Annotated in this window: 21 protein-coding genes; 10 read left to right on the forward strand and 11 right to left on the reverse strand. The window is 67.8% G+C overall.

Annotated elements, in window-relative coordinates; all coding sequences use genetic code 11:
* Nucleotides 1-44: 44 nt before the first annotated feature.
* From infB to rimP, 4 genes are read right to left on the reverse strand one after another with little or no spacing between them, the layout of a single operon-like run.
* Nucleotides 45-2,588 (reverse strand): translation initiation factor IF-2, encoded by a 2,544-nt coding sequence (gene infB / locus OJI97_RS02720; protein WP_297660910.1) that lies wholly within the window; start codon nt 2,586-2,588, stop codon nt 45-47.
* Between the two features lie 17 nt (nt 2,589-2,605).
* Nucleotides 2,606-3,376 (reverse strand): DUF448 domain-containing protein, encoded by a 771-nt coding sequence (locus OJI97_RS02725; RefSeq protein ID WP_297660912.1) that lies wholly within the window; start codon nt 3,374-3,376, stop codon nt 2,606-2,608.
* On the reverse strand, nt 3,357-5,006 hold the full coding sequence (gene nusA, locus OJI97_RS02730; protein ID WP_297660914.1) for a transcription termination factor NusA: 1,650 nt from the start codon (nt 5,004-5,006) through the stop codon (nt 3,357-3,359). The genes OJI97_RS02725 and nusA overlap by 20 nt, the downstream gene beginning before the upstream one ends.
* Nucleotides 5,006-5,551, reverse strand: a complete 546-nt coding sequence (gene rimP / locus OJI97_RS02735; protein WP_297660916.1) for a ribosome maturation protein RimP — start codon at nt 5,549-5,551, stop codon at nt 5,006-5,008. Before rimP ends, nusA begins: the two co-directional genes overlap by 1 nt.
* Before the next feature lie 569 nt (nt 5,552-6,120).
* On the opposite strand from rimP, the gene OJI97_RS02740 reads away from it, so the two are divergent.
* The 5 genes from OJI97_RS02740 to OJI97_RS02760 all read left to right on the forward strand — a co-directional run bounded on the left by OJI97_RS02740 (nt 6,121) and on the right by OJI97_RS02760 (nt 9,860).
* A complete protein-coding gene (locus OJI97_RS02740) occupies nt 6,121-6,915 on the forward strand; it encodes an ABC transporter ATP-binding protein (protein ID WP_297660918.1) in 795 nt (264 codons plus the stop codon).
* A gap of 42 nt (nt 6,916-6,957) precedes the next feature.
* On the forward strand, nt 6,958-7,233 hold the full coding sequence (locus OJI97_RS02745; RefSeq protein WP_297660920.1) for a metal/formaldehyde-sensitive transcriptional repressor: 276 nt from the start codon (nt 6,958-6,960) through the stop codon (nt 7,231-7,233).
* Nucleotides 7,234-7,244: 11 nt separating this feature from the next.
* A complete protein-coding gene (gene dmeF / locus OJI97_RS02750) occupies nt 7,245-8,177 on the forward strand; it encodes a CDF family Co(II)/Ni(II) efflux transporter DmeF (protein ID WP_297660922.1) in 933 nt (310 codons plus the stop codon).
* A gap of 121 nt (nt 8,178-8,298) precedes the next feature.
* Nucleotides 8,299-9,429 carry a cell wall hydrolase gene (locus OJI97_RS02755; protein WP_297660925.1) on the forward strand — a complete coding sequence of 377 codons (1,131 nt, stop codon included), beginning with the start codon at nt 8,299-8,301 and terminating at the stop codon, nt 9,427-9,429.
* Between the two features lie 44 nt (nt 9,430-9,473).
* A complete protein-coding gene (locus OJI97_RS02760) occupies nt 9,474-9,860 on the forward strand; it encodes a VOC family protein (RefSeq protein ID WP_297660927.1) in 387 nt (128 codons plus the stop codon).
* Nucleotides 9,861-9,983: 123 nt separating this feature from the next.
* Here the strand turns inward: OJI97_RS02760 and OJI97_RS02765 are convergent, their stop codons facing one another.
* The 5 genes from OJI97_RS02765 to OJI97_RS02785 form a co-directional block, all read right to left on the reverse strand.
* Nucleotides 9,984-11,696 (reverse strand): DUF87 domain-containing protein, encoded by a 1,713-nt coding sequence (locus OJI97_RS02765; protein WP_297660929.1) that lies wholly within the window; start codon nt 11,694-11,696, stop codon nt 9,984-9,986.
* Between the two features lie 87 nt (nt 11,697-11,783).
* The gene (locus OJI97_RS02770) at nt 11,784-12,554 is read right to left on the reverse strand and encodes a TIGR02186 family protein (RefSeq protein ID WP_297660931.1); all 771 of its coding nucleotides are present in this window, start codon (nt 12,552-12,554) and stop codon (nt 11,784-11,786) included.
* A complete protein-coding gene (locus OJI97_RS02775) occupies nt 12,551-13,459 on the reverse strand; it encodes a sulfite exporter TauE/SafE family protein (RefSeq protein WP_297660933.1) in 909 nt (302 codons plus the stop codon). The genes OJI97_RS02770 and OJI97_RS02775 overlap by 4 nt, the downstream gene beginning before the upstream one ends.
* Before the next feature lie 106 nt (nt 13,460-13,565).
* On the reverse strand, nt 13,566-14,699 hold the full coding sequence (locus tag OJI97_RS02780) for a hypothetical protein (protein ID WP_297660934.1): 1,134 nt from the start codon (nt 14,697-14,699) through the stop codon (nt 13,566-13,568).
* Nucleotides 14,696-16,159: a glycosyl transferase family protein gene (locus tag OJI97_RS02785; protein ID WP_297660937.1), complete on the reverse strand. Its 1,464-nt coding sequence runs from the start codon at nt 16,157-16,159 to the stop codon at nt 14,696-14,698. Before OJI97_RS02785 ends, OJI97_RS02780 begins: the two co-directional genes overlap by 4 nt.
* A gap of 100 nt (nt 16,160-16,259) precedes the next feature.
* Between OJI97_RS02785 and nhaA the strand changes: the two genes are divergently transcribed.
* The 4 genes from nhaA to OJI97_RS02805 all read left to right on the forward strand — a co-directional run bounded on the left by nhaA (nt 16,260) and on the right by OJI97_RS02805 (nt 20,917).
* Nucleotides 16,260-17,534 (forward strand): Na+/H+ antiporter NhaA, encoded by a 1,275-nt coding sequence (nhaA, locus tag OJI97_RS02790; protein ID WP_297660939.1) that lies wholly within the window; start codon nt 16,260-16,262, stop codon nt 17,532-17,534.
* Nucleotides 17,531-18,874 carry a hypothetical protein gene (locus OJI97_RS02795; RefSeq protein WP_297660941.1) on the forward strand — a complete coding sequence of 448 codons (1,344 nt, stop codon included), beginning with the start codon at nt 17,531-17,533 and terminating at the stop codon, nt 18,872-18,874. The genes nhaA and OJI97_RS02795 overlap by 4 nt, the downstream gene beginning before the upstream one ends.
* Nucleotides 18,875-19,025: 151 nt before the next feature.
* Complete coding sequence (locus OJI97_RS02800; RefSeq protein ID WP_297660943.1) at nt 19,026-19,793, forward strand: tryptophan 2,3-dioxygenase family protein; 768 nt, start codon at nt 19,026-19,028, stop codon at nt 19,791-19,793.
* The gene (locus OJI97_RS02805) at nt 19,790-20,917 is read left to right on the forward strand and encodes an aminotransferase class V-fold PLP-dependent enzyme (RefSeq protein WP_297660945.1); all 1,128 of its coding nucleotides are present in this window, start codon (nt 19,790-19,792) and stop codon (nt 20,915-20,917) included. Before OJI97_RS02800 ends, OJI97_RS02805 begins: the two co-directional genes overlap by 4 nt.
* 44 nt (nt 20,918-20,961) lie before the next feature.
* Here the strand turns inward: OJI97_RS02805 and OJI97_RS02810 are convergent, their stop codons facing one another.
* Nucleotides 20,962-21,969, reverse strand: coding sequence for an NAD(P)-dependent alcohol dehydrogenase (locus OJI97_RS02810; protein WP_297660971.1), 1,008 nt, complete (start codon nt 21,967-21,969; stop codon nt 20,962-20,964).
* Nucleotides 21,969-23,708: an amidohydrolase family protein gene (locus OJI97_RS02815; RefSeq protein WP_297660947.1), complete on the reverse strand. Its 1,740-nt coding sequence runs from the start codon at nt 23,706-23,708 to the stop codon at nt 21,969-21,971. Before OJI97_RS02815 ends, OJI97_RS02810 begins: the two co-directional genes overlap by 1 nt.
* Before the next feature lie 111 nt (nt 23,709-23,819).
* Here OJI97_RS02815 and OJI97_RS02820 point away from each other — a divergent pair, with 111 nt between their 5' ends.
* Nucleotides 23,820-24,584: a methyltransferase gene (locus OJI97_RS02820; protein WP_297660948.1), complete on the forward strand. Its 765-nt coding sequence runs from the start codon at nt 23,820-23,822 to the stop codon at nt 24,582-24,584.
* Nucleotides 24,585-24,599: the final 15 nt, after the last annotated feature.

A 24,599-nucleotide genomic window follows, 5' to 3' on the forward strand; every position in this document is an offset into this window, starting at 1 on the left:
TTTGAACAAGAGGGAATGTCCAATTTGGATATTCCCTCTTGTCTTCACAGCGTCCGTTCGCGCAGTTCGACTTCGAAGACTTCGAGGTGGTCGCCCGCCTTGATGTCGTTGGTGTCCGCCAGCACGACACCGCATTCGAGGCCGGCGCGCACTTCGGCGACATCGTCCTTGAAGCGGCGCAGCGACGCGATCGTCGTCGCCGAGACGATGACGTCGTCGCGGGTGAGACGCGCGTGGAGCCCCTTGCGGATCGACCCTTCGAGTACCAGCAGGCCCGCGGCCTTGTCGCGCTTGCCGGCCGGGAAGACTTCCTTGACCTCGGCGCGGCCGACGACGGTTTCGACGCGTTCCGGCCCAAGCTCACCCGCCATCTCCTTCGCGATGGCGTCGGTCAGATGATAGATGACGTCATAGTAAAGGAAGCGGACCTTCTCGCGATTCGCGATCTCGCGCGCCTTCGCGTTCGGGCGGACGTTGAAGCCGATGATCGGTGCCCGCGAGGCCGCCGCCAGCGTCACGTCGCTTTCGGTGATCGCACCGGCGCCCGACTGAAGCACGCGGACGCGGATCTCGTCGGTCGACAGGTGGTTCAAGGCGTTGACGATCGCTTCGACCGAGCCCTGGACGTCGGCCTTGATAACCACCGGATATTCGATGACCTTGGCCTTGTCGGCGAGCGCCGAGAACATGCCCTCGAGGCTGACCGGCGCCTGCGCCGTCCGCTTCTTGAGCGCCTGTTCCTGACGATAGGCCGCGACCTCGCGGGCGCGCGCCTCATTCTCGACGACCGTCAGCGTGTCGCCCGCCATCGGCACCCCGCCGAGGCCGAGGACCTCGACCGGCATCGACGGACCAGCTTGCTTGATCTGCTTGCCCTGATCGTCGACCAGCGCGCGGACGCGGCCGCTTTCGGCGCCGCAGACGAAGATGTCGCCGACCTTGAGCGTGCCGCGGCGGACGAGGATCGTCGCCACCGGCCCGCGGCCCTTGTCGAGCTTCGCCTCGACCACCGTGCCTTCGGCGGCGCGGTCGGGGTTGGCCTTCAGCTCCATGATCTCGGCCTGCACCGCGATCGCTTCGAGCAGCTTGTCGAGGCCGGTCTTTTTCAGCGCCGACACCTCGACATTCTGGACGTCGCCGCCCATTTCCTCGACCACCAGCTCATGTTCGAGCAGGCGTTCGCGGACGCGCTGCGGATTGGCGCCTTCCTTGTCGACCTTGTTGATCGCGACGATGATCGGCACCCCGGCCGCCTTCGCGTGGTTGATCGCCTCGATCGACTGCGGCTTCAGGCCGTCGTCGGCCGCCACCACCAGAATGACGATGTCGGTGACGTTCGCCCCGCGCTGCCGCATCTCGGTAAAGGCCTCGTGGCCCGGCGTATCGAGGAAGGTGACTAGGCTGCCGTCGGGGGTCTTCACCTGATAGGCGCCGATATGCTGGGTGATGCCGCCCGCCTCGCCCGCCTGCACATTCGCGCCGCGCAGCGCATCGAGCAGGCTGGTCTTGCCGTGATCGACATGCCCCATGATCGTGACCACCGGCGCGCGCGGCTTCAGATGCGCGGCGTCGTCGACATCCTCGTCGTGGCGGATGTCGATGTCGGCTTCGCTGACGCGCTTGATCTCGTGCCCGAATTCGGTGACGAGCAGTTCGGCGGTGTCCTGGTCGATCGTCTGGTTGACGGTGACGGGCATCCCCATCTTGAACAGCGCCTTCACCAGGTCGGCGCCCTTTTCGGCCATGCGGTTGGCGAGTTCCTGCACCGTGATCGTGTCGGGCACGACGACTTCGCGGACCTGCTTCTCGCGCGGGCCGCTCGACACCATGTGCGAGCGCTTTTCCTTCTCGCGGGCGCGCTTCAGCGCGGCGAGGCTGCGCGCGCGCGCGCCCTCGTCGTCGTTGAGCGCGCGGGTGACGGTCAGCTTGCCCGACTGGCGGCGATTGTCGGCGCCGCGGTTGGCCTTGGGCTCGGGGCGCTTCGGTTCGGGACGCTTCGGCGCCTCGACCGGGGTGAAGCGGCGCGGCGCGGGCGCGGCGCTGGTCGTCGCGGGCCGCGGCGCGGCTTCTCCGCTCGCTTCCTTGGCCGCGGGCGCTTCGGCCGCGACAGGTGCTTCCGGCTCGACCGCAACGGGCGCGGCCGGGGCAGGCGCCGGGGCGGCTTCGGCCGCTTTCGCCTTTTCCTCGGCGCGCGCCTTCTCTTCCTCGGCGGCGCGGGCACGCGCGGCCTCTTCGCGGCGGCGATTGTCCTCGAGCGCGGCCATGCGCGCTTCCTCGGCCTCACGCAACAACTGCGCCTGGCGCTCCTGCCGCGACATCAGGCTGTCGACGGGGGGCTTGGGCGCAGCGGGCTTCGGGGCCGGAGCGGGCGCCGGGGCCGGAGCGGCAGGCGCGGCCGCGACTTCTTCGGGCTCGGGGGCCGGGGCGGTTTCGCCCGGACGGCCAAGGACGCGGCGACGCTTCACCTCGACCACCACCGTATTGCGGCGCCCGTGGCTGAATTGCTGCTGCACCTGCCCGGCCTCGACCGTCCGCTTCAGCCCCAAGGGCTTGCGGGTAAGGGTCGGTTTGTCCTGTTCGTCACTCATCGAAAGCCATCATTCCTTCAAAACGCGTCCGAAGCGGCGGAGCCATCTGGCGCCGCCCCAATTTTTTCCTCGCCAGAGGCTGGCGCGGCAAGCGGGTCGGAATCGCGGTTGGCCGCGTCCCTACTCCATCCTGTGAAAAACTGCCAGCGGCTCAAATGCGCCAGCACCCGATCCGCGGCGCGGGCATCGGTCAGCGCCAGATGCACCGCATTCTCGCGGCCCAATGCCATAGATAGGGTGCCGCGGTCCACCGGCAAGACCTGCCCCTCGCGGCCCGACCCTTCGTCGTCCTCGCCGACGCGCCACGCCTGCGCGAGTTTTTTGCGCCCATCCTCGCCCGCGTCGCGCGCGTGAAGGAGCAGGCGAACCTGTCCGCGCCGCGCCGCCTGCTCGATCTTGTCGCTCCCCGAAATCAGCGTCCCCGATCGCGCTTCGAGCCCGAGCCGGTCGAGCGTCGCGCGCATCAGTTGCGCCTCGATCCGTTCGCCGAGATCGTCGGGAATGACGATATGGCCTTCGTGAAGCGCGCGCGCGAGCCCGCCCTTCAACTTGCCTTTGGCGCGGGCGGCCTCGAGGTCGGCGCGATTGACGCCGATCCACGCGCCGCGCCCCGGCGCCCGGCCATGGACGTCGGGGGCAATGCTGTTATCGGGGCCGAGCGCCAGACGCACGAGCTGCTCGGCCGGCGAAACCTCGCCGGTGATGACGCAGCGCCGCTCGGGCACATGCTGGCCGCGCCCCTTTGCGCGGTCGGTTTCGGTCAGCTGATCATTGCGCGGGGTCCGCATCGGCGGCCTCCCCGTTTTGCGGCTCTACCGCTTCGGCAGGCGCAGCCGCTTCGGGTTCGTCGTCGAACCAGTGCGCACGCGCCGCCATGATGATCTCGTTGCCCTGCTCTTCGCTGAGGCCATATTCGCCGAGCACGCCCCCCTTGTCCTCGGCGCGCTCGCTGCGTTCGCGCGACGGGCCGCGGCGGTTGTCCTGACGCTTCTTGGCGATCAGTTCGTCGGTGGCGAGATCGGCGAGATCGTCGAGCGTCTTGATCCCGGCCTTGCCGAGCGTGACGAGCATCGCCTCGGTCAGGTGTGGCAGTTCGGCGAGATCGTCCTCGACGCCCAGGCCGCGGCGCTCCTGCCGCGCGGCTTCCTCGCGGCGGTCGAGCGCTTCGGTCGCGCGGCTTTGCAGCTCCTGCGCCAGTTCCTCGTCGAAACCCTCGATGCCCGCGAGTTCGTCGAGCGGCACATAGGCCACTTCCTCGAGCTCGCCGAAGCCTTCGGCGACCAGAAGCTGCGCAAGCGTCTCGTCGACGTCGAGCTCTTCCTGGAACATTGTCGAGCGTTCGACGAATTCGCGCTGGCGCTTCTCGCTCGCGTCGGCCTCGGTCATGATGTCGATCTGGCTGCCGGTAAGCTGGCTCGCGAGACGGACGTTCTGGCCGCGGCGGCCGATGGCGAGCGAAAGCTGGTCGTCGGGAACGACGACTTCGATGCGGCCGTCATCCTCGTCGATGACGACGCGCTGCACCGTCGCGGGCTGGAGCGCGTTGACGACGAAGGTCGCGGTATCCTCGGACCAGGGGATGATGTCGATCTTTTCGCCCTGCATTTCCTGAACGACCGCCTGGACGCGGCTGCCCTTCATGCCGACGCAGGCGCCGACGGGGTCGATCGACCCGTCATAGCTGATCACGCCGATCTTCGCGCGCGAACCCGGGTCGCGCGCGGCGGCCTTGATCTCGATGATGCCGTCATAGATTTCGGGCACTTCCTGCGCGAACAGCTTCTTCATGAAGTCGGGGTGCGCGCGGCTAAGGAAAATCTGCGGGCCGCGGTTCTCGCGGCGCACCGACAGAATGATCGCGCGGACGCGATCGCCGACACGCATCAGTTCGCGCGGAATCTGCTGGTCGCGGCGGATCACGCCTTCGGCGCGGCCAAGGTTGACGACGATATGGCCGAACTCGACCGATTTCACGACGCCAGTGATGATCTCGCTCGCGCGATCCTTGAACTCTTCATACTGGCGCTCGCGGTCGGCTTCGCGGACCTTCTGGAAGATGACCTGCTTCGCCGACTGCGCGTCGATGCGGCCGAGGTCGACCGCGGGCAGCGGGTCGACGATGAAATCGCCGAGCTTGGCGTCCTTCTGGAGCTTCTGGCCGGCGGCAAGGTCGACCTGCTTGAAATAATCCTCGACCTGCTCGACCACCTCGACGACGCGCCACAGGCGAAGGTCGCCGGTCTGCGGGTCGAGCTTGGCGCGAATGTCGTTCTCGGCGCCGTAGCGCGCGCGCGCGGCGCGCTGGATCGCTTCCTCGATGGCCTCGATGACGATGCCCTTGTCGATCATCTTCTCGCTGGCGACGCTGTTGGCGATCGCGAGCAACTCGGCCTTGTTGGCAGAAATGGCTGTAGCCATCAGTCCTGTCCTTCTTCTTCCATGTCGTCGGCGCCCTCGGTCGAGAGCGGGACGGTTGCGGCAATCAATTTGTCGGTGAGGACCAGCTTCGCCGTGTCGATCGCGTCGAACGGCAGATGATGCTCCACCCCTTCCTTATCCGAAATCGTGACGGTGTCGCCGTCGATGCCGACGAGCTCACCGTTGAAGCGCTGGCGCCCGTCGCGCTTCTCTTTCAGCGCGATCTTCGCCTCGTGCCCCGCCCAGTCGGCGAAGTCGGCGCGGCGCGTCAGCGGCCGGTCGATGCCGGGCGACGAGACTTCGAGCCGGTAAGCGCCGTCGATCGGATCCTTCCCCGTCTCTTCCAGCGCGTCGAGCCGTTCGGAGATGCGGCGCGACAGATCGGCGCAGTCGTCGATGGTAAGCTGGCGCGTGTCGGGCCGCTCGGCCATCACCTGCAAGGTCGGATCGCTGTCGCCGCCGAAGAAGGCGACGCGCACGAGCGCAAGGCCCATCGCCTCGGCTTCGGGCGCGATGATCGCGTTGAGGGCGTCAAAATCGACCAAATGAAGTTCCCAAACCGGATGACCGGAAAGTCATGCGGGAATAGCCGCCGCGGCCCGCGGCCCCGACGTCCCAACTGGCTCACCATGTCAAGAAGTAGGGCGCATATAGGCGTGTTGCGGGGAGTCGGCAAGGGGAGAATGAGCGGGCGGATTTCGACCGAAGATGGCGCCCGGCATCTCCAAACTTTGCCATCCCCGCGAAACGAGCGGGAGGCGGACATACCTCACATCGTCATCCCGGACTTGATCCGGGATCCATTCTCTCAGCGCCGGATGAATGGATCCCGGATCAAGTCCGGGATGACGAAAGAAAAAATGGCAGCTTCCCACCCCAAAGCCGCCGCCTGCACAAAAACTCCTGTCCTACATTATCCCGCCGCCTTAGCATCGACGCGATGACTTTCATCCGGCCACATTCGATCCGTGATCGCGCCGCCGCGCCCCAAGCCCCTTTTGCCCGACAGGTATCATTATACCGGGACGTAATGACAAGTTTGACAACTTCCGGCTTTTCCCGTCCGCCAATTCCCCCTTGCCCTGTCGCACCGCGCCATGCTCAACGCGCCGCCATGACCGACGACTCTCCTCTGCTCGCCCTCGCCGACGTCCGCGTCATGGCCGACGAGACCTGCATCCTCGACCTGCCCGCGCTCACCATTGCCGACGGCGAAAGCACCGCGATCCTCGGCGCCAACGGGTCGGGCAAGTCGACGCTGGTCAAGCTGATAGCGCGCCAGCTTTATCCGGCCTATGGCGCCGACGTCCGTATTTTCGGGCAGGATAGCTGGAACGTGTTCGAGCTCCGCAAACTGCTCGGCATCGTCTCGACGACGATGCAGCTCGATTTCGACGCCGAGCCGCCGCTCGAGACGCTCGACTGCGTCGTCTCGGGCTTCTTCGCCTCGCGCGGCCTCTGGGCGCATCAGCATTACACGCAGGAGATGATCGACGCTTCGCGCGCCGCGCTCGAAGAGGTCGGCGCCACCCATCTGATCGGGCGCAGCATGGCGAGCCTGTCGACCGGCGAGGCGCGCCGCGTGCTGATCGCCCGCGCGCTCGCGCACCGGCCGCGCGCGCTGCTGCTCGACGAGCCGTGCGCGGGGCTCGACCCCGCGGCGCGGCACCATTTCCTCGACATGCTGCGCGGCGTCGCGCGCGGCGGCACCACGCTGATCCTCGTCACGCATCACATCGAGGAGATATTGCCCGAGATCGGCCGCATCGTGATGCTGCAGGACGGGCGCGTGCTGCACGACGGCGCCAAGGCCGACCTGCTCACCGGCGACGCGCTGACCGGCCTCTTCGGCCTGCCGATCGCGGTCACGCCGCGCGGCGACTGGTACGACGCCGCGATCGTCCACTGATCGCTTGCCGGATCGCTACAATATAGGATAGGGGGGTATCCTATGTCGCATACGCACGCCAACAAGGATCAGCTCCTCGCCCGCACCCGGCGCATCGCGGGGCAGATCGCCGCGATCGAGCGCGCGATCGCCGGCGAGGCGGGCTGCGCGGCGATCCTGCATCAGGTCGCGGGGGTGCGCGGCGCCGTCGCGGGGCTGATGGACGAACTCGTTGCCGACCATCTGCAATCGCATGTCGCCGCGCCCGGCCTGTCGGACGCCGAGCGCGCGCAAGGCGGCGACGATCTGCTCGCGGCGATCCGCCGCTATACGAAATAGGGGGGAGCCGCATGTCCCTGGACGACGACATCGACGCGTTGACGCACAGCCATGTCTATCTCGGCACGCGGCACGATGAAAATGCGCGCCGCACCCTCTGGGTCGTGCTGCTGACCGCGGCGATGATGGTCGGCGAGATCGCCGCCGGGCTTGCCTTCAACTCGATGGCCTTGCTCGCCGACGGCTTTCACATGGCGACCCACGCCGGCGCGCTCGGCGTCGCGGCGCTCGCCTATCGCTACGCGCGGCGTCACGCGACGAGCGGGCGCTACAGCTTCGGCACCGGCAAGGTCGGCGACCTCGCGGGCTTCGCCTCGGCGCTGGTGCTCGGCATCGTCGCGATCGGCATCGCGTGGGAATCGGCGATCCGCCTCGTCGACCCCAGCCCCGTCGCCTTTGGCGAGGCGGCGGTCATCGCCGTGATCGGCCTCGGCGTGAATATCGTCAGCGCGCTGCTGCTCGGCCACGGTCACGGTCATGGGCACGATCATGGGCACGGCCATCATCACGACCACGCGCATGATCATCACCACGGGCACGAGACCGATAACAACATGCGCTCGGCCTATCTGCACGTCCTCGCCGATGCGCTGACCTCGGTGCTCGCGATCGCGGCGCTGCTCGGCGGGCGCTATTTCGGCTGGGTGTGGCTCGACCCCGCAATGGGCGTCGTCGGCGCGATCGTCATCGCCATCTGGTCCTGGTCGCTGATGCGCGACACCGCCGCGGTGCTGCTCGACGCGACCGACACCGAACTGGAAGCTGAAATCCGCGCGCTGGTCGAGGGGCCGGGCGACGCGCGAATCCGCGACCTCCACGTCTGGCGCGTCGGCCCCGCCGCGCACGCCGCGATCGTCAGCGTCACCGGCGCGACGCGCGCGACAATCTGCGAGCGGCTGCGCCCGGTCCATGAAATCGAGCATCTGACGGTCGAGATCGGCTGACGCATCACCTGTCCCCCTGCGGCACAGGACATCGGCGGCGAAACACTTTATTGGCGTTTCGGGGCATAAGGCAGGATGAGAGCGGCTGCGCGAATCGGCCGCGGAGATTGTAACGCGACGCATGAAGCCCGAACTCCATCTTGCCGCCCGCTCGACGTGGCGCGACCCGGCGCCGGAAAAACCGGCGGGTCCGGGGCGCGAATATTGGGGGATGCTGGCCGCGATCACCATCGTCGCCTGCCTCGCGCTCATGCTGTCGACGGGGCAATATCGGCCGCGCGGCTTCGGTCCCTACAGCGTCAGCGTGCCGCTGACCTTCAAACCTTATGATCCGGCGCGCTGGGCGGTGATGAATTCGGACAGCTATGAGGATGCGCTCAAGATCGATCCGACGCTGCCCGACCCCGCCAGCGTCGGCTACGCCGATGCGACCGCGCTGCCCCCCGCGTCGCCGGCCGAGCTGCAGCAGGAGGCGTTCGTCGGCCCGCCCGCCAAACCCTATGCCTTTCGCGGCCTGACCGCGCTCGACCGCGAGCGCGCGCATTATTGCCTGACCTCGGCCCTCTATTACGAGGCGGCGTCCGAAAGCGACGACGGGATGCGCGGCGTCGCGCAGGTGATCGTCAACCGCGCCCGCCACCCGAGCTTTCCCAACACCATCTGCGGCGTCGTCTTTCAGGGGTCCGAGCGCGCCGGGGTGTGCCAGTTCACCTTCGCCTGCGACGGCGCGATGGCGCGCGCGCCCGAAAAACGTAACTGGCTGCGCGCGAGCCGCATCGCGTCGGCAGCGCTGAACGGCTATGTTTTCCCGGGCGTCGGCCTCGCGACCCATTATCACACCACCGCGATCTGGCCGCGCTGGGGCAAGAGCCTGGTGATGACCAACATCGTCGGCGCGCATATCTTTCACCGCTGGCGCGGTCGCTGGGGGATGCCCGACGCGTTTCGCGCTCCCTATATGGGGCGCGAGCCGGTGCCCGGCCCCTATCTGCCGCTCGCGCAGCAGCTTGCGATCCTCAAGGGCAAGGGGCTGCCGCCCGGCGCCGGGCCGGTGCCGGGACTGACCGGTCCGGCGGCGCCGCTGCCCGACGTCGCGCCCGCGCCGCTGCCCGGCACGATGGGCGCCGCGCCGTCCGCCGCAGCCGCGCCCGCCCCGACCGCAGCGCCCGCGCCGGCCTATACCGATCCGCGGCTCAATCAGTCGGGGCAGATCAAGGAAGAGTTCAGCAAGAGCGGGGAGTGGATTCGCTGACCGAAGCCGCCTAGTCTCGCCCCCTCGGCATCAGGGAGGCGGGCATGGGACATGTAAAGGGCATCGGCGGACTCTTCTTCCGCGCCCGCGATCCGGAGGCGCTGTCGGCCTGGTATCGCGACCGGCTCGGCGTCGGCGGCGGGATCAGCGCCGACGGGAGTGAGCCGGTCAATCAATGGGTGTGGACGGTCACCGGCGGGCCGCTCGTCTTTTCGCCCTTCAAGGCCGACACCGACTACTTCCCCGCCGACCGGCAGTTCATGATCAACCTGCGCGTCGACGACCTCGACGCCGTCCTCGCGCCGTTCCGCGAAGCGGGCGACGCGGTGATCACCAAGACGGAATGGGACGACCCGAGCGTCGGCCGCTTCGCGCGGGTCCACGACCCCGAGGGCAACCCGATCGAGCTTTGGGAGCCGCCGGCGAAATAAAGCCGTCGTCATTGCGAGCGCAGCGAAGCAATCCAGAGCGGTTTACGCACACTCTGGATTGCTTCGCGTAGTTTATCCTGAGCGCCTGCAAGGCAGTCGAAGGGCTCGCAATGACGAGGCTTGTTACCGCCCCTGGCTCCGCCAGCGTTTGACGACGCGCTCCAATATCTCGGCCTCGCCGCCGGTCTCGCGCCACAGCTTCGAGAACAGGGGATCGCTCGACGCGGGCCTTTTATCCTCGTCGAGCGTGTCGAGATAGACGCGGATCGGGATCGACACGCCCTCGCCGCAGACGATGCATTCGCGGTTGCGAAGCGCCGGGATCGAATCGATGAAGCCGCGCGCGCCTTCGGGCATCGCGGCCTTGACGAAATGCTGGTCGCGCTCGTTGTTGAGGCGCATCGAGATGATCGTGCCGCACTGGGAGAGCACGCCCTCGGCGAGGTCCGACGGGCGCTGGGTGATCAGGCCCAGCGACACGCCATATTTGCGACCTTCCTTGGCGATCCGCTCGAGAATCTTGCGCACCGCCTGACCCTGGCCGATGTCCTTCGACGGGATATAGCGGTGCGCTTCCTCGCAGACGAGCAGGATCGGGCGCTGCGGCTCGCCGCGCGACCAGATCGCATAGTCGAAGGTCAGGCGCGACAGCACCGCGACGACGACGCTGGTAATATCGCTCGGAACCCCCGACACGTCGATGATCGAGATCGGCCGGCCGTCCGACGGCAGGCGAAAGATCTTGCCGATGAAATTCGCCATAGTGTCGGCGACGAGCATCCCCGAGAACATGAAATTATAGCGCGGGTCGGCGCGCATTTCCTCGATCTTGCCCTTGATCCGCATGAAGGGTGCCGACGAGGTCGCCTTGTCGAGCTTGCCCATCTCATTCTGCAGGATGTTGAGCAGGTCGGAGAGCAGATAGGGGATCGGCGAATCGACCGTGAGCTTGGTCATCCCTTCGGCCATGCGGTTCTTCTGCCGCGCCTGGAGCAGGCATTTGGCGAGCACGTCGCAATCGCTCTGGCGGTCGCGGCCCTCGCTGGTGACGAAGACCTCGCAATGCTCCTCGAAGTTCATCAGCCAATAAGGCATGGCGAGATTGTCGACGTCGAACAGCGCGCCGGTGCCCTTGAAGGCGGCCGAATATTCGCCGTGCGGGTCGATCATCACGATATGGCCCTGCGGCGAAAGCTCGCAGATCTTGTGGAGGATCAGCGCCGCGCTGGTCGATTTGCCGGTGCCGGTCGATCCGAGCAGCGCGAAATGCTTTCCGAGCATCGCATCGACATAAAGCGAGCCGCGAATATCACGCGTCGGATAGATGGTCCCGATCTCGACATGCGCACGGTCGTCGGCGGCGTAGATCTGCTTGAGGTCGTGGCTGGTCGCCGCATAGACCTGCCCGCCCGGAATCGGATAGCGCGTCACGCCGCGGCGGAAATTGTGGATGCGGCCGGTGATCTTTTCCTCTTCGCCTTCGCCGAGGAAATCGATCGTCGCGACGATCAGCCCCTCGCCGCGCTCGTGCATCTGCTGGTCGCGGATGCTGGCGACGAGCCAGACATTGCCGACGCGAATCTTGACCTGCGCGCCGACCTGCCCCGCCATCGCGACCGCCGCGTCGCTCGACGCCGCCAATTGGCCGAGCGTCGCGGCATCGAGCAGAATCCGCGAATCCGACCCCGAGATATCGATCACTTCGCCGATCAGCAGGTCGTCGCGATGATGGGGGGTGACCGGCGCCACGGCCGCGGCGGTCCCGCCGCCCGCGAGCCGGACATGCTGCGCCGCCGTCACATCCCCGGCGCCGAACCCGCCACCCTGCATATCCATATCAAGCCCCCGCCTTATATCGTTCCGCCGCCGCTTATCGCAGCTGAGGGTAAATAAAGCGCTTATGCTGAATCGGCGGAAAACGGCTCAGCGGCGGCGGAAAAGCGCCGATGCGCCATAGCCGAGGACCAGCGAGAGCATGACCGCGGTCAGTCCGTAGAGAAAGCCGTGCCGCTCGGCGGCGAGCGCGACGAACCGCTCGAACCCCGCCTTGCGGATCTGGACATCGCGCGAGGCGACCGCGATCACGCGGCCGCGGCTGATCAGATAGGTTTCGGCGCGATAGGTGCCGACGGGAACGCGCGCCGGGACCGGGATGCGCGCGCGATAAAGCACGCCCTCACTGATCTCGACCGCCCGCGGATTCTCGTAGAACAGCCCGATACGGCGATACAGATCGATCAACCCCGCCTCGAAGCGCGCGAGCTTCTTAGCTTCGGAAAAGCCCGCGGGCGACATCGACAGATTGTCGAGGCCAAGCTCGAAGATCGCGGCGGTGCGCTCGTCGACCAGCTTGTCGATCGGCCGCGACGATCCGATCGCATAAAAGCCGGGCGAGGTGCGCAGCCGTATGCTGCTGGCGTTGACCCAGATTCCCGCCACGCGCTGTTTCTCGCGCAGAATGATCGGCCGCACCGGCCCTTTCAGCACGACGACGATGTCGGTGCGGTCGTCGGGAAGCCGCTGGCCCGGATAGAGGATCGCGCCGAACAGCAGCAATTCCTCGCCGGTGAAGCTGTACTGAATCTCGATCGCGCGGCTCGACACGTCGGGCACGAGGCGCGGATCGTCGGCGCGCGCCGCGCCCGCGGTCAGCAGCAGCGCCGATGCGCAGGCGAGAGCGCCGAGCCGCCTCATTGCACGGTGTAAATCTCTTCGGGGCGGATGAAGAGATCGACCGCCATGCGCAGCGCGACGATCAGCACGATCACCGCCAGCGCCATCCGCAGATATTCGGGCTTCACGCTCTGCGCGAACCGCGCCCCGATCTGCGCGCCGATGACGCTGCCGACCAGCAGCAAAGCCGCGAGCACGAGGTCGACCGCGCCGGTCGTCATCGCGTGGACCATCGTCGTCGCGATCGTCACGAACAGAATCTGAAACAGCGAGGTGCCCACGACCACCTGCGTCCCCATGCCGAGGAGGTAGATCATCGCGGGCACCATGATGAAGCCGCCGCCGACGCCGAGCAGCATCGTCAGCACGCCGACCATCATGCCGAGCAGCAGCGGCGCGAGCGGCGAGATATAGAGGCCCGAGCGATAGAAGCGCCAGCGCAGCGGCAGGTTGGCGACCATCGGATGGTGCCGCCGCTTGCGCGCCGCCGCGGGAAGCCCCGCGCGCAGCCGCCGCAGCGCCCCCCACGCCTCGCGCGCCATGATCCCGCCGACCGAGCCGAGCAGCACGACATAAAGGATGTTAATCGTCGTATCGATCTGGCCCCACGCGGTCAGCAATTCGAACAATCCCGCGCCGATCAGCGAGCCGAACAGGCCGCCGACGATCAGCACCCCGCCCATCCGCACGTCGACGCCGTCGCGTTCGAAATGCGCGAGCGCGCCCGAAACGCTCGCTCCCGTCACCTGCGTGGCCGCCGACGCCGCGGCGACCGTCGGCGGAATCCCGTAGAAGATGAGGAGCGGCGTCGTCAGAAAGCCGCCGCCGACCCCGAACATCCCCGACAGGAAGCCGACGCCGCCACCGAGCAGGATGATGACCAGCGCGTTGACCGACAGATTGGCGACGGGAAGGTAAAGATCCATGGGCCCCGAATAACGTTCACGGCACAGGAAATGCGCCGAGTCCGGCGACCCTAGAGCATTTTTCGGAGCCGGGGAATCGGCTGCGGCACCTAAATTTCGCCGCCGCTTAGAAGTCGCTGGCAAGGGTCAGCGCGAGACCGCTCTCGGGACGTGCATTGCCCGCCACCCGCTGTCGCCAGTCGAGCGCGATACGGCTTCCCCGGCCGACATCGGGAAGCCGCAGGGTGAGCCGGGGACCGACATCGATCCGCGACACGCCCGGCTGGACCGCACCGGCGGCAAGCGCGCCGAGCCGCAGCGGCGAGCGCTCATCGTCGCCGAGCCGCCGATCGACGACCAGCGCGCCGTCGGCGAAACCGTCGCGCCGCCGCGCACCGACGATTCCCGCCTGCACATAGGCATCGAGCCGGAACCCGGCGGGAAGGGGGACGCCGCTGACGCCGCCGGTCGCCATCATCGCAAGCGCGGTGCGCCCCTCGCGGCCGATCGCGACGCGCTGCTCGACGGCGACATCGACCGGAAGGCGCGGCACGGGCGCGAACGCCGCGCCAAAGGCCAGCTCGCGTTGCGCGGATCGGCGCACCGCCATCGTCGCGCGACCATAGGCGCGCAGCCGCCCGTCGTCGCCGAAGCCGTAGGCGAGGCGAAGGCCCGCTTGCGAACCCCCTAGCTGACCGCCGGCGGTGATGGCATCCGACGCGCCGGCCGATCCCTCGCGCAGATAGAGCCAGCCGCCGAGCGACCAGCGGGCCAGCGGACGCTGCATCCAGAAGGGCTCGCCGCGGCCCGGATTGGCAGCGGGGCGGGGCAGCGCAGCGCGCCACGGCAGCGATTCGCCTCGCAGCGCGCCGCCCGCCGGCACTTCGGGCAGGAACCGTGCGATCAGTGCGAGCCGCAAGGCATGGCGATCGTTACCGCCGCCGACCCCCTCGTCCCCGGCTGTGCCCCGGATCGAAGGAGCGTTCGCGGGCGGATAGCGAACGGCAGGGATCGCAGCAACGCGTTCGGCACGAAGCGGCGCCATCGCCGGGAGGGCCGCATCCGCCCGGTCGCGGGGAGCCGGCAGGATGAACGGAGAAGGAATATTCCACAAGGGCCGCACGCCGGCGGGCGGCGCCGGCATCGCCGGGTTCCACAGCATCGCCGCGCGGAGCAGAACCCAGCCGCCGAGGCAGAGCGCCAGAAAGCGCAGCGACGCGGCATCGCGCCCCGGCCGGGGGCCGGCCGCGGAGATCATCATGAGCGGATCTCCCGGCGCCGGGGTATCGCCTCCCCGTCCTGATGCTCGGTCTTTTCCCAAAGCACCTGCCCCGACCGCAGCATCCGCCAGTAAAGAACAACCGCCCGGCGTGCCGCCAGTATCGCGATGACATTGGCGACGAAGGCGCGCGGCATCGCCAGCAGCGCCTGGCCCGTGCCATACCAGCGCGCGGTGAAATGAACCCGCATCGCGAGACGCCAAAGGACCAGCGCCGCGTTGAGCGCGAACAGCAATCGCATTTCCGGCCTGAGCGGTCTGCTTTCCCAGCCCAGCAACGCTTCCCCCGCGAGCGCCAGGCCGGTGACGATCAGACCCAGATAGGCGGCGAGCAAGATCAGCGCGGCAAGCGGCGACCGCCGGTCGCGCCACAACATCCAGCGCGCCAGCCAGACCTGGCCGGACGACGCCCCGCCGCCCGAGAAACGCGCGCCGAGCCAGCCGAGATGATCCCAGCCCGCGAGCGCGATGCCCGCGATCCAGCGCGATTTCTGCCGCACCGCATGTTCGACCGTTCCCGGAAAACCGCCGCGCGAGACGATGCGATCGCCCGCCGCGCTCAGGCTGTCGACGAAACAGGAGCGCAGGCCATAAGCGCCGATCAGCATTCCGACCTCATAATCCTCGGTCAGGCTGTCGGCGCGAAAGGGCTGCCCGCCGCGCTCGATCGCGAGCAGGGCCAGGGCGCTCCGCGTCAGGGCGCAGCCGACCCCCGCCGAGGGGATCGGAACCCCGAGGCGCGAGCGCAGCGCCAGTTCCTTGCCATGCGCTTCCGCAAACTCGTCGCCATAATGGCCGCCGATCCACCGCGACCCGCCGGTCACCATCGGCACGACGGGTATCTGGACAATCGCATGATCGCCCAGATGGCGGCGATACAGCGCGAGTTCGTCGGCGTGGACATGATCTTCCGCATCGTGAAGCACGACCGCCGCGAAGCGCCGTCCCTCCATCCGCTCATCCTCGCCGAGCGCGGCCCACATGCGATTGAGATTGTCGCCCTTGGTCGTCGGTCCGTCGGTCTCCCCGACGACGAGACGCAGCTGCGGATGGCGCGCGACGAGCGTCGAGACCGAAAAGAGTGTCGCGACGTCGTTGGGATAGCAGCCGACATAGAGGCGGACATCTTCGCCCGCCCAGGCCGCGAGCATCCGGCCGAGCGTCGCCGGCAGCACCTGCGCCTCGTCCCATGCCGGAATGAGGACGGCGATCCGCCCGCCGAGCGGCCTGCTTTCCGCACCCGGCGGCAGCGGCGCCTTGCGCGGCATCGCGAGCCACAGCAGGTCGAACAGCAGATCGTCGATTCCGATCAGCAGAATCCCGACCGATGCGAACAGCATCAGTTCGTGGCCGGCCCCCGCGACCAGCCATTGCAACCATGCGGACGACAGCTCCACCCGCTTGCCCCGCTCCCCCGCGCGGCGCTTGCCGCGATCCCGCATGGGGTAACCGGCTGTTAATTTTTGTAAAGGGTGACGCCCGGCCGACCCGGCGCTAGTAAAGCGGCTCTCTTCCAGGTCGAGCAGGGTCGCAGCATCGCAAATGTCCAGCAATTCAGCCCCTCGCTCCGTCCTGCGCGCCTTTCTCGCGAGCGAAAGCGCGGGCGGGATGCTGCTGATTTTCGCAGCCATATTGGCGATGATCGTCGCAAATTCGGCGCTGGGCGAAGCCTATCACCATCTCGTCCACGCGGAGACCGGCCCGGTGCTCAGCGACAAGCTGGGGCCGATGACGGTCCATCTGTGGATCAACGACGGGCTGATGGCGATCTTCTTCCTGCTCGTCGGGCTCGAGATCAAGCGCGAGTTCGTCGACGGCCGTCTCGCGAGCTGGGACCGGCGGCGGCTTCCCTTCATCGCCGCCGCCGCGGGGATGGCGGTGCCCGCGCTGCTCTATATGATCTTCGCCGGCGGCACGCCGGGCCTCGCGCAGGGCTGGGCGATTCCCGCCGCGACCGACATCGCCTTTGCCATGGGGGTGCTGGCGCTGCTCGGCCGGCGCGCGCCGACCTCGCTCAAGCTGTTCCTCGTCACCGTCGCGATCGTCGATGACATGGGCGCGGTGGCGATCATCGCGCTTTTCTATACCGCGACGATCGACCTTGCAGCGCTCGGCGCCGCAGCGGCGCTGCTCGGCGTGATGGCGGCCTGCAATCGTGGCGGAGTCCGGCATCTGTCCGTCTATCTGCTGCTCTTCGCCTGCCTCTGGTATGCGATGCTGCTGTCGGGGGTTCATGCAACAATCGCGGGCGTGCTCGCGGCGATGACGATCCCGCTCGACCGGACGCCCGGCGCGCCCGACAGCGCCGCCTCGCCGCTCCACCGGCTCGAGCATGGACTCCATCCGTGGGTCGCCTTCGCGATCGTGCCCGTCTTCGGCTTCGTCAACGCCGGGGTCGACATTCGCGGCCTCGGCAGCGAGCAATTGCTGTCGCCGCTGCCGCTCGGCATCGCCGCCGGGCTGTTCCTCGGCAAGCAGATCGGCATTTTCGGCAGCGTCTGGCTGTCGGTGAAGCTGGGCATCGCGGGCCGGCTGCGCGGCGCGACCTGGCGGCAGGTCCATGCGGTCGCGGTGCTGTGCGGGATCGGCTTCACCATGAGCCTGTTCATCGGCGGCCTCGCCTTTCCGGGTGCGCCCGAGCTGATCGACGAGGCCAAGATCGGCGTGCTGGCGGGATCGCTCGCCGCCGCGCTCGTCGGCTATGCCCTGCTTCGCTTCGCGCCGCTGCACCCCGATCACGGCGTGATCGAAGCCGCGAGCGAAGGCGAGATCGTCGCCGACGGCGACGTGCGCGATACGTCGGAGACGCTCGCATGAAGCGCACTTCGGCCCTGTTGCTCGCGCTGATGCTCACCGGCTGCGCAGCCGCCGGGACCGAACGGCCCGCCGCCGGCGGCGTCGCGTCAATAGACGTCCGCCGCGCGCCGGTCTCGTCGCAGGCGATGAACGACATCGCCGCCGCTTATGTCCGGCTGAGCCTCGAAATCGGCACGCACGAGGACGGCTATATCGACGCCTATTACGGTCCGGCGGACGTCAAGGCGGCCGCCGAGGCGGCGCCGCGCGATAAGCCCGCGCTGCTCGCCGCGACGCGCGCGCTGGCGGCGCGGCTCGATCTCGCCGCGCGCCGCCTGTCGGACCCGATGGAGCGCCGCCGCGCGGCTTTCCTGCGCGCGCAGCTTCGCGCCGCCGAAACCCCTCTGCTGATGATGCAGGGAACGCGCTTCGCCTTCGCCGACGAGGCCGAGCGGCTGTTCGGCGTCCGGCCGCGCCTGCTGCCGCTCGCGAGCTACGACGGTGCGCTGGCGAAGGTCGCGGCGCTCGTTCCCGGCGACGGCGACCTCGCGACGCGCGTCGAGGCCTATCTCGACCACTTCACCATCCCGAAGCCGCGGCTGCAAAAAACCCTCGACGCCGCGATCGCGCGCTGCCGCGGACGCAGCGCCGCGCATATCGCGATGCCCAAGGGCGAGAGCTTTCGCCTGGAGTTCGTCACCGGCAAGAGCTGGAGCGGCTATAATTACTATCAGGGCGGCTATCACAGCCTGATCCAGGCGAACACCGACCTGCCGATCCCCCTGTCGCACGCGCTGATTCTCGGCTGTCACGAAGGGTATCCCGGCCACCACCTCCTCAACATGAAGCTGGAGGAGCAGTTGGTGAACGGGCGCGGCTGGGCCGAATACAGCCTTTATCCGCTGTTCAGCCCGCAAAGCCTGATCGCCGAGGGCAGCGCCAGCTACGGCGTCGACCTGGCCTTTCCCGGCGACAGCAAAGCGGGGACCGAGCGCGACATATTGATGCCGATCGCCGAGATCGCGGTGCCAGCCGACGACCGCTATTGGCAGCTCCTCAAGGCGATCGACGCGCTGTCCGGGGCGCGCCTGACGATCGCCCAGCAATATCTCGACGGCACGATCGACCGCGCGGCGGCGGTCGCGCTCACTCGGAAATATCTGCTGATGTCGCCCGGGCGCGCCGAACGGTCGGTTCGCTTCACCGAACAATATCGCAGCTATGTGATCAATTACGGACTCGGCGAAGCGATGGTTCGCGGCTATGTCGAACGCGGCAATCCGGACCGGGACGAAATGTGGCGGCGCATGGCGAAGATCATCGGTGAACCCACGCTGCCGGCGGACCTGCTCCGCCGATGAAGGCAGCGGCGCGCCTCTTGTGGCTCGGCCAGGCGGGTTCGCCCCGCCGTCCCCCGGCGGGCGTGGCACCGCGCGGCTGACCGATCCGGCGCGCACCCTTGCGCGCCGTCCGTCATTCCCGTGCCAAAGCCCAAGCCGAAAGGAGCAGATCATGCTCGACAAACAGGATATCCATCGCCGTATCGAAACGCCCGAGATGAAGGATTATGGCGTTTACCTTGCGGTCGACCGCCTGCTTTTGTGCCAGAAGCCGCTCGCCGACCTCTGCACCCCCGACGAATTGCAGTTCCAGATCGTCCATCAGGTCGAGGAATTGTGGATGAAGCTGATGGCCTTCACCCTCGCCGAAATCGACGGCCATATGGCGGCGGGCGAGACGATGCGCGTCCTCTCGCTCTTCGACCGCGTCAATCGCATCATGCGGTTGATGACCGACCAGCTTGCGCTGCTCGAGACGATGAGCCCGTTCGACTATCAGGCGATCCGCCTGTTGCTCGGCAACGGGTCGGGGCAGGAAAGCCCCGGCTTCCAGCTTCTCCTCACCCTGCCCCAGCCGCTCTGGGCGCGCTACAAGGCCGTCTATCTCGATGCCGCGGGGCGGACGGTGGCCGACGTCTACGACACCGGCTATAAACACGACGAAGCCTATATGGTCGCCGAGGCGATGGTCGAATATGACGAGCTGTTCCAGCTTTTCCGCGCCCATCATATCCAGCTCATCCACCGCTCGATCGGCATGGGATCGAAGTCGCTCAAAGGGCGGCCGGTCGAATTGCTCAATGCCGGGATGCGCCACCGCTTCTTCCCCGAACTGTGGGACGTCCGCTGCGACATGACCGACCGCTGGGGCGCCGAATATGGCGTCAAGCGCGACAGCATCAGCGGCGCGTCGGCGGCCGGACACGGCAACGGGCTGTGAGCGGCGCGCTGCTGCCGGAAGCGGTCGCGGGCCGCTTCCACCTGCCGCCGGGCGCCACCTATCTCAAGAGCCACAGCGTCGGCTGCCAGCCGCGCGCAGCCGAAGCGGCGCTCCGCGGCGCGCTGCTGGCGCCGTGGCGCGAGACGGGCGAGGCATGGCCCGACTGGCTCGGCGCGATCGACGCATGGCGCGCGGCGCTGGCCGGGCTGATCGGGGTCGAGGCGCGCGACCTCTGCCCCGCGACCAATGTCAGCGCGGGCCTGTCGCGCTATATCTCGGCGCTCGGGACGGCGACGGGCCGCCGCACGATCCTGCTCGCGCCGAGCGCGTTTCCGACGATCGGCTATGTCGCGAGCGGGCTCGAAGCGGCGGGGTGGAGGGTGCGCTACCTGCCCGGCGACGCCGACGTTCGCGATCCCGCCAACTGGATTGCGGCGCTCGACGACGATGTCGCGCTCGTCGTCGCGATGCACGTCAGTTCGAACAGCGGCGCGCTGACCGACATCGCGGCGGTCGCAGCGGCGGCGAAGGCCGCAGGCGCGCGCTGCATCGCCGACTGCGCGCAGTCGGTCGGGGTGGTGCCGGTAACGCCCGCGGCGTGGGGCGTCGACGCGGTGCTCGGAACGAGCGTCAAATGGCTGTGCGGGGGCCCCGGCGCGGCGTGGCTGTGGGTCGCCCCGCACGACCGCACCGCGCTCTCGCCCATGGAGCGCGGCTGGTGGAGCCACGAAAATCCGTTCGAGATGGACATAAGCGCCTTCCGCTACGCCCCCGACGCGCGGCGCTGGTGGGGCGGCACCCCCGACGTCGCGCCGTTCATCCTGTCGGCCGCGGGCATCGCCGAGATCGCGGCGATCGGGGTCGATCAGGTGCAGGCGCATAATCGGGCGCTGCAGGCCATGTTGCGCGGCGCACTCGAAGCGAGAACCCCCCGGTGGCGCTGGCCGGCGGGTGCAATCGGCGGGACGCTCTGCATCGACACCGGCGCCGACCAGCCGCGCGTCGCCGAAGCGCTCGACCGGCACAATCTTCGCGCCGATTTTCGCGGCACGATCCTGCGCCTGTCGTTCCACGCCTACAGCAGCGCCGCCGATGTCGAGACCGCCGCGCGAGCGCTGGGCTGAGTGAAGGGGATCGGGGCCGGCGCGGCGCGGGACCCGGTCCCCGGTCAGATATCGACGACGATCTTGCCGAAATGCCGGTTCGCAGCCTGATGACGAAACGCATCGGCCAGGTTTTCAAGCGCGAAACGATCGCTGATCACGGGCCGAATGCCCTTTGCCTCGATCCCGGCGATCATGTCGAGTTGCTGCTGGCGGCTGCCCACGACCAGCCCTTGCACACGGAGGCTCTTTCCCATCAGCAGCCGTGTCTGGACCGGCCCCGCGATGCCCGCGAGCACACCGATCAGTGCGACATGGCCGCCGACCTTGGTCGCCATCATCGACTGATCGAGCGTTCCGGCGCCGCCGATCTCCACGACCGTATCGACCCCGCGCCCGCCCGTCACGTCCATGACCTTTGCACCCCATTCGGGCACGTCCCTATAGTTGATCAGTTCATCGGCCCCGAGGCTCTTCAGCCGCGCAAGCTTGTCATCCGACGAACTCGTCGCGATCACATGCGCGCCCGCCGCCTTGGCAAATTGCAAGGCGAAGATCGACACGCCGCCCGTCCCCTGCACGAGGACCGTCGATCCCGGGCGCACCGCATCATCAACGAACAGCGCGCGCCAGGCGGTCAGGCCGGCACAGGTCAGCGTCGCTGCCTCCGCCGCCGAATAGCCGTCCGGCGCGGGCGTGAACCAATGTTCGGGCGTGACGACGGCTTCGCGCGCGTAACCGTCGATTCCGTCACCCGGCACGCGCGTGAAGGCGCTCAGCGGCGGAGCGCCGTCGATCCAGTCGGGAAAGAAGGTCGATACGACAAGGTCGCCCGCCTTGAACTGGACGACATTCTCGCCCACCGCCTCGACCGTGCCTGCGCCGTCGGACATGGGAATGCGCCCGTCGGCGGCAGGAATCCTCCCCATCGCCACCGCATAGTCGTGAAAGTTGAGCGAAGAGGCCTTCAGCCGCACCCTGATCTCCCCCGGTCCCGGCTGCCCGGGATCGGCGAGATCGGTGAGCGTCAGATTGTCGAGCGAGGCGGGCCTGTTCAGCCGGATCGCTCGCATCATTCCGCCGCGATCGCCAGTTCGACGCGCTGCGGGCCGCGGATCACGCCGCCGGGAGTGGGCCCCTGCATCGCGCCGTCCTTGAAGGTGACGACGCCCGACTTGATCGTCGCGACATAACCCTCGGCCTTTTGCAGCAGGCGCTTGCCGCCCGCGGGCAGGTCGAAGGCCAGCCACGGCTTGCCGAGCTTCAGCGCCTCCATGTCGATGATGTTGAGGTCGGCGAGATAGCCCGGCGCGAGCACGCCGCGATCCTCCAGCCCATAGAGCATCGCCGTATCGCGGCACTGGCGCTTGATCGCCGCTTCGAGCGCGATGCGATTGCCTTTGCGGTCGCGCACCCAATGCTGGAGCATGAAGGTCGGCGAAGCGGCGTCGCAGATCGTCCCGCAATGCGCGCCGCCGTCGGACAGGCTGTTCACCGTGTCGTCCGACGCCTGCAGATCCTCGAGGAAATTGAGGTTGCCGTCGCGGTAGTTCAAAATCGGGAAATAGATGAAGCCCTTGCCGTCGTCCTTCATAAGGAGGTCATAGGCATATTCGGCCGGCGAGACGCCCGCCGCCGCAGCGCGATGCGCGACGCTTTCGTCCATGCGTGGTTCGTAGTTGAAATCGGGGTCCATTTCGAAATGCACCGGCCAGCCCTCGGCGACCGCCATCAGGAAGTCGAGGATGTCGCTTTCGGGATAGACATTCGCTTCCTCCACCATGCGCGTCCGGAACGCCGGGTCCTTCAGCTTCGCGAGCTGCTGCTCCCACGGCTGCCCCTCGATCTCGTTCCACGCGGGCTTGAAGCGGAAGGGGTGCACAGTCCCCTGCCACGCCATGATCACGCCATTGCCGCGCAGCGCGATCTGCGCGACGATGTTGGCGCCGGTCGCGTTCTGCTTGCGCATCTCCGAAATCTGCTCCTCGAGCGGCAGTTCCTTGGCGATCGACTGGAGCGCGGCGAAGGTCACCGGCAGGCCGGTTTCGCGGCTCAAGTCGCCCATCCACTGGAACTCATTCCATTCGCGCTTCATGTCGCTCGCCATTTCGAACACGCCATAGCCGACGCGGCCCATCGCGCGGCCGATCGCGACCAGCTCCTCAGCGGTCGCGGTGGTGCCGGGGACGAGTTCGCCGTCGACCGACTTGTGGAGCACGGTGCGGCTGGTCGAGAAACCGAGCGCGCCCGCGCGCACGCCTTCCTCGACGATGCGCGACATTTCGGCGATGTCGTCGTCGGTCGGAACCGCGCCGGGCTTTTCGCGGTCGCCGAGCACATAGGCGCGCACCGCGCCGTGCGGAACGTGGCAGGCGACGTCGACTGTGCGCGGCAGCTTTTCGAGCGCGTCCATATATTCGGGGAAAGTCTCCCATTCCCACGACATGCCCTCGGCGAGCGCGGTGCCGGGGATGTCCTCGACGCCTTCCATCAGCGAAATCAGCCAGTCGTGGCGGTCGGGCTTGGCGGGGGCGAAGCCGACGCCGCAATTGCCCATGACGACGGTGGTGACGCCGTGCCAGCTCGACGGCGCCATTTCGGCGTCCCACGTCGCCTGCCCGTCATAATGGGTGTGGACGTCGACGAAGCCGGGGGTGACGATCCGGCCGCCGGCGTCGATCTCCTCGCGGCCCGCGCCGAGATTTTGACCGACCGCGACGATGCGGTCGCCCTCGACCGCGACGTCCGCGACGAAGGGCTTGCCGCCCGACCCATCGACGACCGTGCCGCCGCGAATCACCAGATCATGCATGTCTGCTCTCCCGATTTTTAGTTTCAGCTAAAAACCTATCATCAAAATCGGGAGATGCAAATATGCGCGCGCGGCGCACGGCGAGGCGCTATGATGGCGCGATCAAACCCTATGGGAATCGCCATCATGATCCGCCCGCTGACCCTTGCCCTGCTCCTCGCCGTCGCCGCACCGTCGGCCATCGCGCAGCCTTCGCCCGCTCCCGATTACAGCGCCGCGCTCGCCGATCCGGCGCGCCCCGCCGCCGACCGCGAGCGCGATGCGGCGCGCAAACCCGCCGAACTGCTCGCCTTCGCGGGCGTGAAGCCGGGGCAGGCGGTCGGCGACTTTGTGATGGGCGGCGGCTATCTGACCCGCATCCTCGCTGGCGCGGTCGGACCGGAGGGCAAGGTCTACGCCTTCCAGCCCGCCGAGTTCATCGCCTTCAAGAAACAATATGGCGACGATCAGGCCGCGATCGACGCCGCCTACGCCAATGTCGATGCCGTCGCGGGGCCGTTCGCGGCGCCTGCTTTCCCGGTGCCGCTCGACACGATCATCACCGTGCAGAATTTCCACGACCTCTATCTCAAGCCTTTCCCCGAAGGCACCGGCGACAAGGCGAGCGCGGCGCTGTTCGCGGCGCTGAAGCCCGGCGGCACGCTCGTCGTCGTCGATCATAGCGCAGCGGACGGCAGCGGCACGACGCTGTCCGACAGCCTGCACCGCATCGACAAGGCGGCGGTCGTCGCGGCGCTCACCAAGGCGGGGTTCACGCTCGAAGCGGAGAGCGATCTTTACAAGCGCCCCGACGACCCGCGCACCGCGAACGTCTTCGACCCCTCCATTCGCGGCAAGACCGACCAGTTCACCTTGCGCTTCCGCAAACCCGCATGAGGCGCTAGGGCGGCG

It is taken from the genome of Sphingopyxis sp. (genome assembly GCF_025869345.1).
Taxonomy (GTDB): domain Bacteria; phylum Pseudomonadota; class Alphaproteobacteria; order Sphingomonadales; family Sphingomonadaceae; genus Sphingopyxis.